The organism is Tenacibaculum insulae (genome assembly GCF_964512435.1).
In the GTDB taxonomy this organism is placed as follows: Bacteria; Bacteroidota; Bacteroidia; order Flavobacteriales; family Flavobacteriaceae; genus Polaribacter; species Polaribacter insulae_A.
Genome location: NZ_OZ208512.1, coordinates 2,030,413 through 2,044,744 on the forward strand (window position 1 = coordinate 2,030,413; position 14,332 = coordinate 2,044,744).

Below are 14,332 nucleotides of genomic sequence, written 5' to 3' on the forward strand. Positions count from 1 at the left end.
AAATAGTAACTAAGATGAAAAAACAAATATTAACTTTTTCTTTAGGATTAATGTCGTTAGGATTAATGGCTCAAAAAACAGAACTTAAATCTGCTGAGAGAGCTATTAAAAAACAAGATTTCACTTTAGCTTTAGCAACTCTTAACGCAACAGAGGGAGCTATAATGGTTAATGGAGAAGATAAATATAAATCTAAATTTTACTTTTTAAAAGGTAAGGTTTTAGCAGCTAAAAAAGACTATAAAAATGCTGCAGAAGTATTTAATGAGTTGTTGGCTATGAAAGAGAATAAATACTCTGAAGAAGCTAAACCAATCTTAAATCAAATGATTCAAGAGGTTTCTAATAAGGCTGTTGATTTATATAATAACAAGAAAGATTATAAAAATGCAGCTGATAATTTTTATTTAACCTATGTGTTAAGTCCTACAGATACCGCTTTTGCATATAATGCAGCAATTTCTGCTACACAAGCAAAAGAATATGAAAAGGCAATTAGATATTATAAAGAATTAAGAAGAGTAGGTTATACAGGAATTGCAACTCAATATCTTGCAACAAATAAAGCTACAGGTAAAGTTGAGAATTTAGGTTCTAAGCAACAAAGAGATTTAATGATTAAATCTAAACAATATATTAAGCCAGAGAATAAATCGTCTGAATCTAAATCGGCTATTATTGTTAAAAATATTGCGTTAATTTTAAAAGAGCAAGGTAAAACAGATGAAGCTATGGCTGCATTGGTAGAAGCAAGAAAAGCAAATCCAAAAGATTTAAACTTATTGTTAAATGAAGCTGATATGTATGTGAACCTTGGGAAAATGGATAAATTTGGAGAGTTAATGAGTGAGGCAATTGCTTTAGATCCTGAAAATCCAACTTTATATTATAATTTAGGTGTTGTTAATTTTAATCAAGGAAGAGTAGAAGATGCTAAAAAGTATTATAAAAAAGCAATAGAGTTAAAACCAGATTATAGTGATGCTTACATGAACTTAGCAGTTGTAGTTTTAAATAAAGACAAGAAAATTGTTGAAGAAATGAACAATAATTTATCTAACTTTAAAAAATATGATGAATTAGCATTACAACAAAAAGAAGTATATAAAGAGGCTTTACCATTTTTAGAAAAAGCAGATTCGTTAAGTAGAAATATAGATACCGTTAAAACATTGATGAATTTATACGAAGTTTTAGAGCAAGAGGAAAAAGCATCTAAATACAGAGATTTATTTAAATCTATGAGGTAATATCACCTAAATAAGGTTATTAATTATAACTTTAACATAAAAAAAGCTAAGTAATATTTAATATTACTTAGCTTTTTTTATGTTATAGCATAATAATATTATGAAAATGTAAGCTTACGTAAAAATATTTTTTCATATAAAAAAAATAAGTTACTTTTATGTTAAAATTAAGACATGAGAATCGTTAATATCCTTTTATTTATTTCCCTTTTATCTATAAATTGTTATTCTCAAAGAGGAAAAAAATTAGCAAATATTTTTTTTAATAAGTCTGTTTCGAGTTTTGAAGCTAATGAATTAGATAGGTCAGCAGATTTATTAGCTAAATCATTAAATTATTACGGAGAGTCAATACCTATTAAAGTATCGGTTTTTGGTTCAAAGTTGCATATTAAAAAGAAAGAATATAGCGTAGCGCAAAAGTATGTAAAGCGTTTTTTTGAACAGTCTAAGAATAAAAAATCAGCACAATATAAATACATGCTAGAACTACATGTTAATTTAGAAGCGGTAATTAATGGCGAAGGTGATTTTGTAGCATTAAAAGAAATAGTTGAAGATGTTAATTCTGTTGAAAAAGCCAAAGTTAATTCTGTTGTTAATAATGATGTTCCTGCAATAGATGCAAGTGAATTAGTAATTGTAAAGGATAGTATTACTAAAAGTGTGAATAATGAAAGTGCTTTAAAAGTAGTTGAAACTAAAGAGGAAGTGTTAAAAGAAGAAACAGTTGTAGTTGACGAAAAAAAGGTATCACACTCAGTGATAGAAGTTGAAGAACCTCTAGTAAGTATAGATTTAACGGCTGAAAAAGATTCCCTTTTAGTGAATGAAAACGAATCTGGTATTATGGGAGTAAAAGCACGTCTTTTACAAAAAATGAGAGAAAAAAATAATGTTGTAAAAGAAGAGTTTAAGATAGTAGAAACGTATGCTGTTTATCCAGGTTGTAGTGAGGATTCTAATAAGAAAAAATGTTTTAATCTTAGTTTAAGGAAATTTATTAATGATAATTTTCAAGTAGATTACCCTGAATTAGCAAAACTTATTACAGGTAAAGTGACTGTTTTTATTAAGTTTAGAATAAATAAAGAAGGTGTTGTTGATTCCGTAGATGTAAAAGCTCCACACGATGCATTGAAAAAAGAAGCAATTAGAGTTGTTGAATTACTACCAAAAATGAAACCAGCAACAGCACAAGGAAAACCAGTAGGTTTTAGGCTTTCTCTACCGTTGTCATTCAATATAGAAGAACAATAGCCTTTATATTTTTTATATTATTTTTTTCGATACCAATAAGCAGTTCTGCCAAAGGCTGCAAAACCGATGTAACCTCTAATTTTTAATTTATTACTGTTTTCAAGTTGAATATAGCATTTATATTCTTTTCCGTTTTTAGGGTCAAGTATTTTTCCACCACTCCATTCATTATCATCTTTTTGTAAACCAGTTAAGATGTTCATTCCTAAAATAGGTTTGTTTTTTCTTTTACCGTTGCACTTGTCACATAATACCTCTTGTTTATTTTTATCAGTAATTTGTATAATTTTAGCAAATGCTTTTCCGTTTTCTTCATAAACTTCAATAACAGAATCTACTTTATTGGTTTCTTCATCTCGGTTTTCCCATTTACCAAAAATAGTTTGCGCACTCACAGAGGTGCTAATAATTACTGAAAGAATAAAAAGTAGATTTTTCATTTTATTGAGTTTTATTGAGGTGATAATTTCAAAGATTGTTCCAAATTAATCATATTGAGCATCAAAGTTGCTATCCCATTTTTTTTGAACACGTAAAACTTGTTCTAAAATGTCGCGAGCGCAACCTTCTCCTCCATTTTTATCAGAAATATATTTAGAAACCTGCTGAATTTCGCGTGCTGCATCATTAGGGCAACATGGCATGCCTACTAACTTCATTACAGGATAATCAGGAATATCATCTCCCATGTAAACAATATTCTCAGGATTTAAATTGTGTTTTTCAACCAATTCATTAAACTGTTTAATTTTATCATGAGCGCCTAAATAAATATCAGTAATACCCAAATTAGCTAAACGTGTGCGAACTCCTTCGTTTTTTCCACCAGAAATAATACAAACTCTAAAACCAGCTTTAACGGCTGCTTTTAAAGCGTACCCATCTTTAATATTCATTTGTCGTACTAGCTGTCCGTCAGGAAAAACAGTAACAATTCCGTTTGTTAAAACACCGTCTACATCAAAAATAAATGTATCTATTTGAGGTAATATTTCTTTATAACTTTTCTCCATCTTTTTGGATTGATTTTGTAATTAGTTGGTAAATTTCTTGTTGTGCTGAGGTTAGTAATTCTAAATGATTACTAATTGTTTTTTGATCGTTTCTTTTGGCAGGCCCTGTTTGTGCCTTTTCGGGACTTAATGTTGTTATTTTTTTTGCTGTTTCTTTAATTAAAGGATGTAAAATTTCGAAAGAAATATCGTGTTTTTCACAAATATCATTGCCTATTTTATACATGTAATTTGTAAAGTTATTTACAAAAACAGCAGCTACATGTAATCTTTTTCGTTGTACTGAATTAATAGTATAAATTTTGGTTCCAATAGCCTTCGCTATTTTTTTTAAAGTGTTTAAATCCTCATCATTCTCGGCTTCTAAACAAAACGGAATTTCATCAAAATTAACTTTTTTATTTTTAGAAAAACTTTGTAATAAATAAAAAACACCTTTCCTTCCGTTGTTTTTTAAAGCTTTTAAAGAAACACTCCCAGAAGTATGAACGATTAAACTATTTTTTTTATCAATTTTTAATGATACATCTGCAATGGCATCATCTGCAATAGCAATAATATAAACGTCGGCATCCATCAATAAATCTAAACTATTGGTTATAGAAATATCGTGCTTAAAATGATTTATTTGCTCAATATTTCTGGCATAGATTTGTATTAAAGACACCTCTTTAGTTTTACTAAAAGCTTTCGCTAAATGAGTTGCAACATTTCCTCCCCCAATAATGGCAATTTTAATCATAGTTACGAAGATATTGATATTTTATATCAAAATGAAAACAGATTTAGTAAATTAGTTGCTAAACTTTAAAGCAATGAAAAAAAACGATCAATTAGGTTTAAATACGATATGTACTCATGTAGGAGAGATTAAAGACGAGCAGTTTAAAGGAGCTATTTCACCTATTTATATGTCAACTTCGTATCAATTTGAAGGAGTTGATGTTAAGCGGTATCCACGTTATTTTAATACGCCAAATCAAGAAATGTTGTGCAAAAAAATAGCTGCCTTAGAAAAAACAGAAAACGCACTAATTTTTGGCTCAGGAATGGCAGCAATTAGCACTACAATGTTGGCCTTTTTGAAAAAAGACGATCATGTTATATTACAAGAAACTTTGTATGGCGGAACTTATAATTTTGTAGTTGAAGAGTTTGATAAATTTGGAATTGAATATTCGTTTACAAATAGCTTAAATATTGATGATTTTGAGCGCGAAATTAAATCAAACACAAAAGTTATTTTTATTGAAACTCCTTCTAATCCGCTATTAAAAATAGTAGATATTAAAGCGGTTGCTGATTTGGCAAAGAAAAACAATATTGTTACCATGATTGATAATACGTTTGCATCGCCAATAAATCAAACACCAATTGATTTTGGAATTGACATTATGTTACATTCTGCAACAAAATATATGGGCGGTCATTCTGATATTTTAGCCGGTGCTGTTGCTGCTTCTAACCAACATATTGATAAAATTTGGAATTTAGCAAAAAACTTAGGTGGTAGTTTAAGTGATTTTACAGTTTGGATGTTAGAGCGTAGTTTAAAAACAATGAATTTACGTGTAAAACGCCAAAGTAAAAATGCATTAAAAATGGCAAAATATTTAACTAAAAATAAGGCGATTGGTACTGTTTATTATCCAGGATTAAAAACTCATTCGGATTATAAACTGGCAAAAAATCAGATGAAATATTTTGGAGGGATGTTGTCTTTCGAGTTAAAAGATAATATTGATTCGATGCTTTTTATGAACAATTTAAAATTGATAAAACCCTCAATGAGTTTAGCGGGTGTAGAAAGTACAATGTTAAGCCCAACACAAACTTCTCATGCATTATTATCAGCAGAAGAAAGAGCAAAACAAGGGATTAAAGATGGTTTAATTCGTTTTTCGGTAGGTATAGAAGAAACCAAAGATTTAATTGCAGATATTGAGCAGGCGTTACTAATTACTAAAAATGCCAAAATATAGGAACTAATAGTGCTGTTGTTATTAAAAATAATAGCAATAATGGAAATCCTACTTTAAAATAATCGGTAAACTTATAATCTCCGGCAGTTAAAATCATTGCGTTTGTTGTGGTTCCTACTGGAGTTAAAAAAGCGGTAGACGCACTAATTGCTACAGTAATAATTAATGGTTCGGGGTTAATATTTAAGCTTTGTGATGCTAAAATTACAATAGGAGTCATTAATACTGTAGTTGCTGAATTATTAATAAACTGACTAAAAAGTGAGGTTAATAAAAAAATTGAGATTAATAAATAAATGGGATTTCCGCTACCTAAAGTATTAACAATAGCGTTAGCAATATCTTGTGCTAAACCTGTTTTTTGCAAAGCAGTTCCCATGGGTATCATGGCAGCAATCATAACAACACTAATCCAACTAATACCTTTGTAAGCTTTTGTTATCGGAACGCTTCCAAAAAGTAAATTAATTCCGGCAGCAATTAATGCCGCAATAGCACCAGGAACAATTTTAAAAATCAATAAAAAAATCATTAAAAGTAAAGAACCTAAAGCAATGTAAGATTTATAAGTAAGTCTATCTACATTTTTAGACATTCCTTCAGGACTACCAACTAAAACAATATTTTCGTGTCGTTTTTGTAAAGCTTCAATGTTTTTCCATGGTCCTCTAATAATAAATCCGTCACCAGCTTGTACCGTAATTTCTTCTTCAATATAAGGTTTGTTATTTCTTGAGGCAGCTAATAATTGAATGTTATAGCGACTAAAATAAGTTCCTAATTTAATGGTGTGCCCCACTAATCTTGATTTTGGGGTAACCAAAGCTTCAGACATTCCTACTTCTTGATTTGTAAGATTGTATCTCATTTCATCAGCAACTGCTTCTTTAGGTAATAATCCTAAGCGAAATTGAATCATCAGTTTATTAATATCTTCCGTTTTACCCTTTAAGGTAATAATATCTCCGTGATATAATTTAGTACGAACACTTGGAAATTCTACTACTTTTTTTATTCTTTTTAATCGATTAGATTTGGTTCTAATAATCCTAAATAAATTTACACTGTAATCTCTTTCTAAATGCCATTCGCCTAAATGAGAGTTTATTAAAGGAGAATTTTGTCGAATCCTTAGTCGATATACATCATTATTAACTCTATAAGCATCAATCCAATTATGAAGAGTCGTATCAATATCAATCGGTTTATTATTAGTTGGATTACTAGGTAATAATCTATGTCCGATGTATTTAAAATACAAAATAGCAATAATTAATAGCGGCAAGCCGATAAGTGCAAATTCAAAAAATGAAAACCCATTAAAGCCAGCATCTATTAAAGCATTATTTGCAATGATGTTTGGAGGCGTTCCTGTAAGTGTAAGCAAACCACCTGTGTTTGATCCAAAAGCAACAGGCATTAAAACTTTTGACGGAAAAGTACCTACACTCCAGGCAGATGAAATGGTTGCTGGTAACAAAGTAGCTACGGTACCTGTATTGCTTACAAAACCAGATAAAACACCAGAACCTAAAGTGATGATAACTAAAAGTTTTGAAGAACTTTTTCCTGCCCATTTTAGTAATTTATTACCTGCTAAAGCTGTCCATCCGGTTTGCGAAAGTCCTTCACCAACAATAAATAAGCAGGCAATCATAATAACGGTAGGATTACTAAATCCACTTAAAGTTTCCGTAACATCTAGTATTCCTACTAAAAATAAGGTAATCATTGATAATAAGGCTACAATATCTGGCGTAAATTTACCCCAAGCAAATAGCAAAATGGTAACAATTAAAATGATAATAAGTGTTGTAGTCATGATTATAAAAAGTTAATTACCTTAGCAATATTACAAAGATGCACATTATTTTTTGTGCAAAAACAAGAATTTTAAATAGATATGAAATTAGATATTTTAGCATTTGGAGCCCATCCTGATGATGTTGAGTTAGGAGCAGGTGCAACTATAGCGAAAGAAATTTCGTTAGGAAAAAAAGTAGGGATTGTAGATTTAACTAGAGGAGAATTAGGTACACGAGGTTCGGCTGAGTTGCGTGATATTGAAGCTGCTAATGCTGCAAAAATTTTAGGTGTTACTGTACGTGAAAACTTAGGTTTTGCTGATGGTTTTTTTATAAATGATAAAAGGCATCAATTAGAAATTATAAAAATGATTAGAAAGTACAAGCCTGATGTTGTGCTTTGTAATGCGATTGATGATCGGCACATCGATCATCCGAAGGGAAGCAAGTTGGTTTCGGATGCCTGCTTTTTAAGTGGACTGTTAAAAATTGAAACTGATTTAGCTGGTAATAAACAAGAAAAATGGAGACCAAAACAAGTGTATCATTATATTCAATGGAAAAATATTGAACCTGATTTTGTTGTTGATGTTTCTAATTTTATGGAAAAAAAAGAAGCTGCGGTTTTAGCATATAGTTCTCAGTTTTTTGATCCGAAAAGCAACGAGCCAGAAACACCAATTACAAGTAAAAATTTTACAGATAGCGTAAATTACAGAGCGCGAGATTTAGGAAGGTTAATTGGAGTAGATTATGCAGAAGGTTTTACCTCAGAACGTTACGTGGCTATTGAAAATTTAAGTAAATTATTTTAAAAAAAAGTTTTGTAGATATTAGAAACTGTTATATATTTGCACCCGCAAGTTACATGGTGGTTGTAGCTCAGTTGGTTAGAGTATCGGTTTGTGGTACCGAGGGTCGCGGGTTCGAATCCCGTCTTCCACCCAAAAAGTCTTCTCGAATAGAGAAGACTTTTTTAATTTATAAAAAAAACTTCTCAATTATTTTTGAGAAGTTTTTCTGATTTCTAACCATTTATCATATTTATCTTTATGTTTAAATCGTTTGTGTGTCCATAAATAACATTCAGGCTGTTTGTAAATATTTTTTTCTGCTATTTTTAAAAACTTCTCTGTTATTTTAAAATTATCAAACTCTTTAGGTGAATCAGTAATTAGTTCAAATTCTGTTTCAAAATAACCTCTCTTTATTTTAGTGGTATTCATGTTAACAACAATTAAATCGTATTTTTTAGCTAAAATTTCAACACCTGTATGCACGGGTACTTTTACGTTTAAAAAAGAATGCCAATGTCTTGTTTTGTGTATTTGAGGAGATTGATCGCTTAATAAAATATATAGTGTTTGTATTTTTTTTGCCTCTCTGCTGCTAATCGTTTTATTAAAAATACCAGTAGGCACTCCATCAAAACCAAATTTTGTTCTAGAAGCTTTTATCTTTTTTTCAAAATAAGGATTCTGAATTTTGGTATAAGTACCAAAGCAATTAATGTTTAAAAAGAAAGGAAGTCCAAACGCCCATTCCCAATTTGCTTGATGCGCACCTGTTAAAGCAATACTTTTACCTTGTTTGGTTAGTTCGTTTATTAATTCGGGGTTTTTAAATTTGTATCGTTTGTTAATTTCCTTTTTGCTGATTGTAAAAGACTTTACGCTCTCAAAAATTAAATCAACAAAATGTTTAAAGAATTTTTTTGTGATTTCGTTTATTTCTGTGTCATTTTTATCAGGAAAAGCAATTTTTAAATTAGCAACTACAACTGGTTTTCTGTAACCAAAAATGTAGTACAATATAAAGAAAAAGAAATCAGAAATCAGATATAAAATTCCCATTGGCAATCGAGATAGCAGCCAAATAAAAGGATAAGTAATAGCAAAAGTTAAAAGCTTCATATTTTAATTTTAAAAAGCAAATATCGTATTAATTTGTTAATGATTTACTTTATTAACTTTTGATTATGTTTGTGGTTATAAATAGATACTATGAGTCAAATTATTTTAATATTAATTGTAGCAAACGCTTTAGTTTCTTACAAAGGATTTAACGATACACTTTTTTTTGATACTTATAAGTTTCAGGTTCAAAAAATATTAGGAGGAGAGAAACTACGCATGCTAACTTCTGGTTTTTTACATGTTGATTGGATGCACTTAGGTTTTAACATGTATGCGTTGTATCTTTTTGGAAAGGTAGTAGTTGGTAATTTTGGAGTTACTTATTTTTTATTAATTTACTTCGGAAGTTTGTTAGCAGGAAGCATGTATTCTTTATATCAACATAAAAAAGAAATTTATTATAGTGCCGTTGGAGCTTCGGGAGCAGTATCGGGAGTTGTTTTTTCATCAATAATGCTATATCCAGATATGGAATTAATTATGTTGCCAATACCAATTCCGTTACCAGGATATGTTTTCGGAATAGGGTATTTATTATATTCAATTTACGGTATGAAAAATCAAGTTGGCAATATTGGGCACTCTGCACATTTAGGAGGTGCAATAGGAGGTTATATATTAACGTTAATTCTTAAGCCAAGTGTAATAGGTAATAATACCCTAATGATTGGGATTATTGGAGCTATTATTGTTGGTTTATTTTTATTTGGAGATAAATTAAAGTTAAATAAGTAGTAAAAAAAACCGAAACAAATGTTTCGGTTTTTTTTGAGCGAAAGACCAGGTTCGAACTGGCGACATTCAGCTTGGAAGGCTGACGCTCTACCAACTGAGCTACTTTCGCATTGGTAAATAAAGCTATTTTAAGTCTGTCTTCTAAAGACTGTGAGCGAAAGACCAGGTTCGAACTGGCGACATTCAGCTTGGAAGGCTGACGCTCTACCAACTGAGCTACTTTCGCATTGGTAAATAAAGTTATTTTAAGTCTATCTTCTAAAGACTGTGAGCGAAAGACCAGGTTCGAACTGGCGACATTCAGCTTGGAAGGCTGACGCTCTACCAACTGAGCTACTTTCGCATTGGTAAAGTTTTTTGCAATTTCTTGCATTTGCTTTTTAATAAAATTAATTATGTTGTAAAGCGGTTGCAAATATAATATAGTTTCTAGTATTTGCAATGGTTTTTTGAATAAAATTAATAAAATTGTTGATCTTCTCGCATAACTTTCACAAAATGAAATCCATAGATCTCAAATCCTTCATTTTGATAAAATTTATGAGATTTTCTGTTTCCTGTATAAGTGTTTAATTCTATCGCTTCATATCCTTTTTCTTTCGTGTAATCATATATCCAACTAAAAAATTGTTTTCCTACATTTTTTCCTCTATAATCATCATCAATAATAACATGATCTGGTTCTACACTTTTACCAAGATAGTGTCGAGTACTGTACCAAAGTCCGCAAATACCAATTAATTTTTCATCATCAAAAGCACCAACACATTCATATGTGTTATAATTAGTCATTTCTATAAGGCGTTCTTTTAAAATTTTACTTGGTGTTGTGGTGTTTATTTTACTTAAAAGAGGGAAAATAGTTAGTATTTCGGCTGTTTTTATAGGTTTAAAACTTAGTTTCATTTTTAAAATTTTATTATAGGAGTCTAAAAAAATCAAGTAAAAGATTAACTTGGGCAATCTTATTTTTAATAAAGCTTCAAAGTTATTTAAAACAAAACGATAAATAAAAAGAATGGTTGAAATTAAAGAAATTACATCAAAAGAAACATACGAAATCAGATTAGCAGTTTTAAGATCGGGTATTAAATTGCCTTATAAGTTTAAAGAGGATTTTGAAGAGAGTACTTTTCATTTAGGCGCTTTTTATGATAATGAACTGGTAGGAATCGCAACTTTTATTAATAACTGTATGGATGATTTTAAAGAGAACCAATATCAATTAAGAGGAATGGCTACATTAACAAAAGTAAGAGGAAAAGGTTTAGGTAAAAAAATAATAGAAAAGGCTGTAGAGAAATTGAAAGCAAAAAAAGTAACTATTTTATGGTGTAATGCAAGAAAAGAGGCGGTTCCGTTTTATGAAAAGCTAAAATTCATAAAAAAAGGAGATGAATTTCTTGTAGATAAAGTAGGAATCCATAGTAAAATGTACACCCATATTTATGTATAAAAAAAACTCAAACCGTTAAGTTTGAGTTTTGTAGCGAAGAGCAGATTTGAACTGCCGACCTCAGGGTTATGAATCCTGCGCTCTAACCAACTGAGCTACCTCGCCGAATGCGGGTGCAAATATATAATTTATTTACATTTAACCAATAAAAATATATAATTTTTTTTTAAAAAAATAAAGATATATATTGCGTTCTAAGAAAAAAACAAATGAGTAAAGTAAAGTTTGAATTAGAGTTTCCTATACACGCATCGCCAAGTATGTTGTATAATTGTTTGGCAACTCCTTCAGGATTAGAAGAATGGTTTGCAGATAGAGTAAATTCTCGTGGAAAATTAATCACTTTTATGTGGGACGATTCAGAAGAAGAAGCTAAAATTTTAGCTAAAAAAACGAACGAACGTATAAAGTTTAAGTGGGTAGAAAGCGAAGATGATGAAAGTTATTTTGAATTTAAAATTCAAGTAGACCCTTTAACCAAAGATGTTGCTGTAATTGTTACCGATTTTGCTGATGATGAAGACGATGCTGAAGAGGCAAAAATGCTATGGGAAAATCAAATAGAAAGTTTAAAAAATAGTATTGGAGCATAGCTTTTATATTTAGATATTAAAAACTCGACATTTTGTCGAGTTTTTTTATGGCTACTAATTAGCTAAGCAGTAAATTTGCAATCAAATTTTTTGAAAGATGGTAAATTTTAACGGAGAAATAATATCAGGAAACGAATTACAATTATCAAATAATAACAGAGTCTTTAAATATGGTGATGCTGTTTTTGAAACGATAAAAGTAATGAATACGAAGGTTGTTTTTATTGAAGATCATTATTTTAGATTAATGGCTTCGATGAGAATGTTACGTATGAAAATTCCGATGAAATTTACACTTGAGTTTTTACAAGACGAAATTTTATCTATCGTAAAAGAATTACCAAAAGCTGAAAGTTATAGGGTTAGATTAACCGTTTACAGAAAAGATGGAGGATTGTATAATCCGAAGTCAAATGAAGTTGATTACTTAATAGAAGCTTCGGAATTGAATTATGTTGAGAAATCTTCTTATAAAATAGACCTATATAAAGATTTTTATAATTACTCTGGCTTGTTATCAACTTTAAAAACATCTAACAGAATGCTAAACACTTTGTCTGCTATTTTTGCAGATGAAAATGATTTAGATAATTGTGTGTTGTTAAATGAACGAAAAGGAGTTGTTGAAGCAATTAACGGAAATATTTTTATTATAAAAGATGGCGTAATAAAAACACCTGCATTAACTGAAGGATGTATAAAAGGAATTGCCAGAAAAAAGGTGATAGAAATCTTAGAAAAACATCCTGATTATACTATTGAAGAAACAGTTATTTCTCCGTTTGAGCTACAAAAAGCAGATGAAGTTTTTATAACCAACGCGATTATTGGAGTTCAATCAGTAAGTAATTATCGTAAAAAAGTGTTTACATCAGAAATAACAAACAAAATAAAAAATAGCTTTAAGTTGTTAACTATAACAGGTTAATTCATTTGAATATCACTTGGTGCGTTTGCCCAAATTTTATATTTACCGCCTCTTTGAAGTAGTTTTTCTTTCCATAAACTTTCATTATTGGTGGTTAAAATATTTTTGTAATCATTTTCTGAAATAAACCAAGAATCTGTATTTAGTTCATTTTCTAACTGATTGCTACCCCAACCAGAATACCCTAAAAAGAATCGAATATCAGTAGCTTTTAACTTATTTTTAATTAAAAGTTCTTTTAAAAGATCAAAATTTCCTCCCCAGTAAATACCATTTGCAACCTCAACACTATTAGGAATTAATTGTGGTACTTTGTGTATAAAATATAAATTATCTTGTTCAACAGGTCCGCCTTGATATATTGTAAAATCACAATCTATTTCGGGAACTAAGTCGTTTAAAACGTAATTTAAAGGTCGGTTTAAAATAAAACCAACTGAACTATTTAAAGTATGTTCGGTTAATAAAACGATTGTTCTTTTAAAAGATTTATCGTTTAAAATAGTAGGCTCTGCAATTAATAATCTGCCTTTTTCGGGTTTAAGTGCAACCATATATTTATTGTTTACTTGACTAAAATAAGTAAAATTTTAATAAATATTTAACGTTATTGTTAAAAAATAAAATAAATAACATAAAATTGTCTATATTTTTTCTAAAAAAAGAACAACTTCGGGTCGTTTTCTTACCGATACAGGAATGTTTTCTTTATTTTTTAACACCAAATAACCACCATCGGATTTAATGAACTCTTTGATATACTGTGTGTTAATTAAATGACTTTGGTGTACTCGTATAAAATTAAACTCTTTTAGCATGTCGGCAAAATACTTTAGTGTTTTACCTACTAAAATTTTTTGATTATCTGCTAAAAAAAACTCTGTGTAGTTATTATCAGACTTACAACGTACAATATCATCTAAATTTACAACAATAATTTTATCAGAAGTGTTTAAAGAAATCTTTTTTGGGCGTTGATTTGGTTGCTGTATGGATTGTTGTAAAACAGCTATTTGCTCTTTGGCAGGTTTTAGTTGATTTTTAGCTTTGTTAATTGCATTATACAAATCTTCGTTTGCATACGGTTTTAAAACATAATCGATAGCAGCAAATTTAAAAGCCTTTATAGCAAATTCATCACTAGCAGTAACAAAAATAATTTTAGAGGTTAAGTTTGGATGAATTTCTAATACATCAAAACCAGTACCATCCCCAAGCATAATGTCTAAAAACAAAATGTCTGGTTGCTTTTTTCTTAATAAAATAGATGCTTCTACAACACTTTTTGCGGTACCAATTATTTCTATTTCTGAATGAAATTTTAAAATATCGTTTTGCAACATTTCTAAAGCTGCTGATTGGTCTTCAACTAAAATAGCAGTAAGTTTGTTCAT

16 protein-coding genes and 5 tRNA genes are annotated in these 14,332 nt (G+C 29.7%); 9 read left to right on the top strand and 12 right to left on the bottom strand.

What is annotated here, in order from left to right; translation table 11 throughout:
* Positions 1–14: 14 nt before the first annotated feature.
* Positions 15–1,250, top strand: coding sequence for a tetratricopeptide repeat protein (locus ACN5J5_RS09475; protein WP_418644667.1), 1,236 nt, complete (start codon positions 15–17; stop codon positions 1,248–1,250).
* A 174-nt stretch (positions 1,251–1,424) separates the two neighbouring features.
* Positions 1,425–2,510 (top strand): energy transducer TonB, encoded by a 1,086-nt coding sequence (locus ACN5J5_RS09480; protein WP_418644668.1) that lies wholly within the window; start codon positions 1,425–1,427, stop codon positions 2,508–2,510.
* A gap of 17 nt (positions 2,511–2,527) precedes the next feature.
* On the opposite strand, the gene ACN5J5_RS09485 is transcribed toward ACN5J5_RS09480, so the two are convergent.
* From ACN5J5_RS09485 to ACN5J5_RS09495, 3 genes are read right to left on the bottom strand one after another with little or no spacing between them, the layout of a single operon-like run.
* Positions 2,528–2,950, bottom strand: coding sequence for a DUF2147 domain-containing protein (locus ACN5J5_RS09485; RefSeq protein WP_418644669.1), 423 nt, complete (start codon positions 2,948–2,950; stop codon positions 2,528–2,530).
* Positions 2,951–2,995: 45 nt separating this feature from the next.
* Positions 2,996–3,523 (bottom strand): KdsC family phosphatase, encoded by a 528-nt coding sequence (locus tag ACN5J5_RS09490; protein ID WP_418644670.1) that lies wholly within the window; start codon positions 3,521–3,523, stop codon positions 2,996–2,998.
* The gene (locus ACN5J5_RS09495; RefSeq protein ID WP_418644671.1) at positions 3,507–4,265 is read right to left on the bottom strand and encodes a Rossmann-like and DUF2520 domain-containing protein; all 759 of its coding nucleotides are present in this window, start codon (positions 4,263–4,265) and stop codon (positions 3,507–3,509) included. The genes ACN5J5_RS09490 and ACN5J5_RS09495 overlap by 17 nt, the downstream gene beginning before the upstream one ends.
* A gap of 73 nt (positions 4,266–4,338) precedes the next feature.
* Between ACN5J5_RS09495 and ACN5J5_RS09500 the strand changes: the two genes are divergently transcribed.
* Positions 4,339–5,505 carry a trans-sulfuration enzyme family protein gene (locus tag ACN5J5_RS09500; RefSeq protein ID WP_418644672.1) on the top strand — a complete coding sequence of 389 codons (1,167 nt, stop codon included), beginning with the start codon at positions 4,339–4,341 and terminating at the stop codon, positions 5,503–5,505.
* Here ACN5J5_RS09500 and ACN5J5_RS09505 read toward each other — a convergent pair.
* Positions 5,486–7,327 (bottom strand): SLC13 family permease, encoded by a 1,842-nt coding sequence (locus tag ACN5J5_RS09505; protein ID WP_418644673.1) that lies wholly within the window; start codon positions 7,325–7,327, stop codon positions 5,486–5,488. The two genes, ACN5J5_RS09500 and ACN5J5_RS09505, sit on opposite strands and share 20 nt — an antisense overlap.
* 81 nt (positions 7,328–7,408) lie before the next feature.
* On the opposite strand from ACN5J5_RS09505, the gene bshB1 reads away from it, so the two are divergent.
* Together bshB1 and ACN5J5_RS09515 are read left to right on the top strand one after the other, a co-directional pair.
* The gene (gene bshB1 / locus ACN5J5_RS09510; RefSeq protein WP_418644674.1) at positions 7,409–8,125 is read left to right on the top strand and encodes a bacillithiol biosynthesis deacetylase BshB1; all 717 of its coding nucleotides are present in this window, start codon (positions 7,409–7,411) and stop codon (positions 8,123–8,125) included.
* A gap of 55 nt (positions 8,126–8,180) precedes the next feature.
* Positions 8,181–8,256, top strand: a tRNA-His gene (locus ACN5J5_RS09515).
* Positions 8,257–8,311: 55 nt separating this feature from the next.
* On the opposite strand, the gene ACN5J5_RS09520 is transcribed toward ACN5J5_RS09515, so the two are convergent.
* Complete coding sequence (locus tag ACN5J5_RS09520; protein ID WP_418644675.1) at positions 8,312–9,223, bottom strand: lysophospholipid acyltransferase family protein; 912 nt, start codon at positions 9,221–9,223, stop codon at positions 8,312–8,314.
* Between the two features lie 90 nt (positions 9,224–9,313).
* On the opposite strand from ACN5J5_RS09520, the gene ACN5J5_RS09525 reads away from it, so the two are divergent.
* Complete coding sequence (locus ACN5J5_RS09525) at positions 9,314–9,961, top strand: rhomboid family intramembrane serine protease (protein WP_418644676.1); 648 nt, start codon at positions 9,314–9,316, stop codon at positions 9,959–9,961.
* A 36-nt stretch (positions 9,962–9,997) separates the two neighbouring features.
* Here the strand turns inward: ACN5J5_RS09525 and ACN5J5_RS09530 are convergent.
* The 4 genes from ACN5J5_RS09530 to ACN5J5_RS09545 all read right to left on the bottom strand — a co-directional run bounded on the left by ACN5J5_RS09530 (position 9,998) and on the right by ACN5J5_RS09545 (position 10,867).
* A tRNA-Gly gene (locus ACN5J5_RS09530) sits at positions 9,998–10,070 on the bottom strand.
* A 44-nt stretch (positions 10,071–10,114) separates the two neighbouring features.
* Positions 10,115–10,187: transfer RNA gene (locus tag ACN5J5_RS09535), tRNA-Gly, on the bottom strand.
* 44 nt (positions 10,188–10,231) lie between these two features.
* A tRNA-Gly gene (locus ACN5J5_RS09540) sits at positions 10,232–10,304 on the bottom strand.
* 116 nt (positions 10,305–10,420) lie between these two features.
* Positions 10,421–10,867 carry a GNAT family N-acetyltransferase gene (locus ACN5J5_RS09545; RefSeq protein ID WP_418644677.1) on the bottom strand — a complete coding sequence of 149 codons (447 nt, stop codon included), beginning with the start codon at positions 10,865–10,867 and terminating at the stop codon, positions 10,421–10,423.
* A gap of 112 nt (positions 10,868–10,979) precedes the next feature.
* Between ACN5J5_RS09545 and ACN5J5_RS09550 the strand changes: the two genes are divergently transcribed.
* Positions 10,980–11,417 carry a GNAT family N-acetyltransferase gene (locus ACN5J5_RS09550; RefSeq protein WP_418644678.1) on the top strand — a complete coding sequence of 146 codons (438 nt, stop codon included), beginning with the start codon at positions 10,980–10,982 and terminating at the stop codon, positions 11,415–11,417.
* A gap of 31 nt (positions 11,418–11,448) precedes the next feature.
* Here ACN5J5_RS09550 and ACN5J5_RS09555 read toward each other — a convergent pair.
* Positions 11,449–11,522 (bottom strand) — tRNA-Met (locus ACN5J5_RS09555).
* A gap of 104 nt (positions 11,523–11,626) precedes the next feature.
* Here ACN5J5_RS09555 and ACN5J5_RS09560 point away from each other — a divergent pair.
* The gene (locus ACN5J5_RS09560) at positions 11,627–12,010 is read left to right on the top strand and encodes an START-like domain-containing protein (RefSeq protein WP_418644679.1); all 384 of its coding nucleotides are present in this window, start codon (positions 11,627–11,629) and stop codon (positions 12,008–12,010) included.
* A gap of 97 nt (positions 12,011–12,107) precedes the next feature.
* A complete protein-coding gene (locus ACN5J5_RS09565) occupies positions 12,108–12,938 on the top strand; it encodes an aminotransferase class IV (protein WP_418644680.1) in 831 nt (276 codons plus the stop codon).
* Here the strand turns inward: ACN5J5_RS09565 and ACN5J5_RS09570 are convergent.
* Together ACN5J5_RS09570 and ACN5J5_RS09575 are read right to left on the bottom strand one after the other, a co-directional pair.
* Entirely contained in the window at positions 12,935–13,492 is a 558-nt protein-coding gene (locus ACN5J5_RS09570) for a YqgE/AlgH family protein (RefSeq protein WP_418644681.1), read from the bottom strand. The genes ACN5J5_RS09565 and ACN5J5_RS09570 overlap by 4 nt on opposite strands.
* 90 nt (positions 13,493–13,582) lie before the next feature.
* The gene (locus tag ACN5J5_RS09575) at positions 13,583–14,332 is read right to left on the bottom strand and encodes a LytR/AlgR family response regulator transcription factor (RefSeq protein WP_418644682.1); all 750 of its coding nucleotides are present in this window, start codon (positions 14,330–14,332) and stop codon (positions 13,583–13,585) included.

Bases quoted from the DNA above. Each gene is read 5' to 3' on its own strand.
- ACN5J5_RS09475 (WP_418644667.1), top strand. From the start codon at position 15: ATGAAAAAACAAATATTAACTTTTTCTTTAGGATTAATGTCGTTAGGA.
- ACN5J5_RS09480 (WP_418644668.1), top strand. From the start codon at position 1,425: ATGAGAATCGTTAATATCCTTTTATTTATTTCCCTTTTATCTATAAAT.
- ACN5J5_RS09485 (WP_418644669.1), bottom strand. From the start codon at position 2,950: ATGAAAAATCTACTTTTTATTCTTTCAGTAATTATTAGCACCTCTGTG.
- ACN5J5_RS09490 (WP_418644670.1), bottom strand. From the start codon at position 3,523: ATGGAGAAAAGTTATAAAGAAATATTACCTCAAATAGATACATTTATT.
- ACN5J5_RS09495 (WP_418644671.1), bottom strand. From the start codon at position 4,265: ATGATTAAAATTGCCATTATTGGGGGAGGAAATGTTGCAACTCATTTA.
- ACN5J5_RS09500 (WP_418644672.1), top strand. From the start codon at position 4,339: ATGAAAAAAAACGATCAATTAGGTTTAAATACGATATGTACTCATGTA.
- ACN5J5_RS09505 (WP_418644673.1), bottom strand. From the start codon at position 7,327: ATGACTACAACACTTATTATCATTTTAATTGTTACCATTTTGCTATTT.
- bshB1 (WP_418644674.1), top strand. From the start codon at position 7,409: ATGAAATTAGATATTTTAGCATTTGGAGCCCATCCTGATGATGTTGAG.
- ACN5J5_RS09520 (WP_418644675.1), bottom strand. From the start codon at position 9,223: ATGAAGCTTTTAACTTTTGCTATTACTTATCCTTTTATTTGGCTGCTA.
- ACN5J5_RS09525 (WP_418644676.1), top strand. From the start codon at position 9,314: ATGAGTCAAATTATTTTAATATTAATTGTAGCAAACGCTTTAGTTTCT.
- ACN5J5_RS09545 (WP_418644677.1), bottom strand. From the start codon at position 10,867: ATGAAACTAAGTTTTAAACCTATAAAAACAGCCGAAATACTAACTATT.
- ACN5J5_RS09550 (WP_418644678.1), top strand. From the start codon at position 10,980: ATGGTTGAAATTAAAGAAATTACATCAAAAGAAACATACGAAATCAGA.
- ACN5J5_RS09560 (WP_418644679.1), top strand. From the start codon at position 11,627: ATGAGTAAAGTAAAGTTTGAATTAGAGTTTCCTATACACGCATCGCCA.
- ACN5J5_RS09565 (WP_418644680.1), top strand. From the start codon at position 12,108: ATGGTAAATTTTAACGGAGAAATAATATCAGGAAACGAATTACAATTA.
- ACN5J5_RS09570 (WP_418644681.1), bottom strand. From the start codon at position 13,492: ATGGTTGCACTTAAACCCGAAAAAGGCAGATTATTAATTGCAGAGCCT.
- ACN5J5_RS09575 (WP_418644682.1), bottom strand. From the start codon at position 14,332: ATGAACAAACTTACTGCTATTTTAGTTGAAGACCAATCAGCAGCTTTA.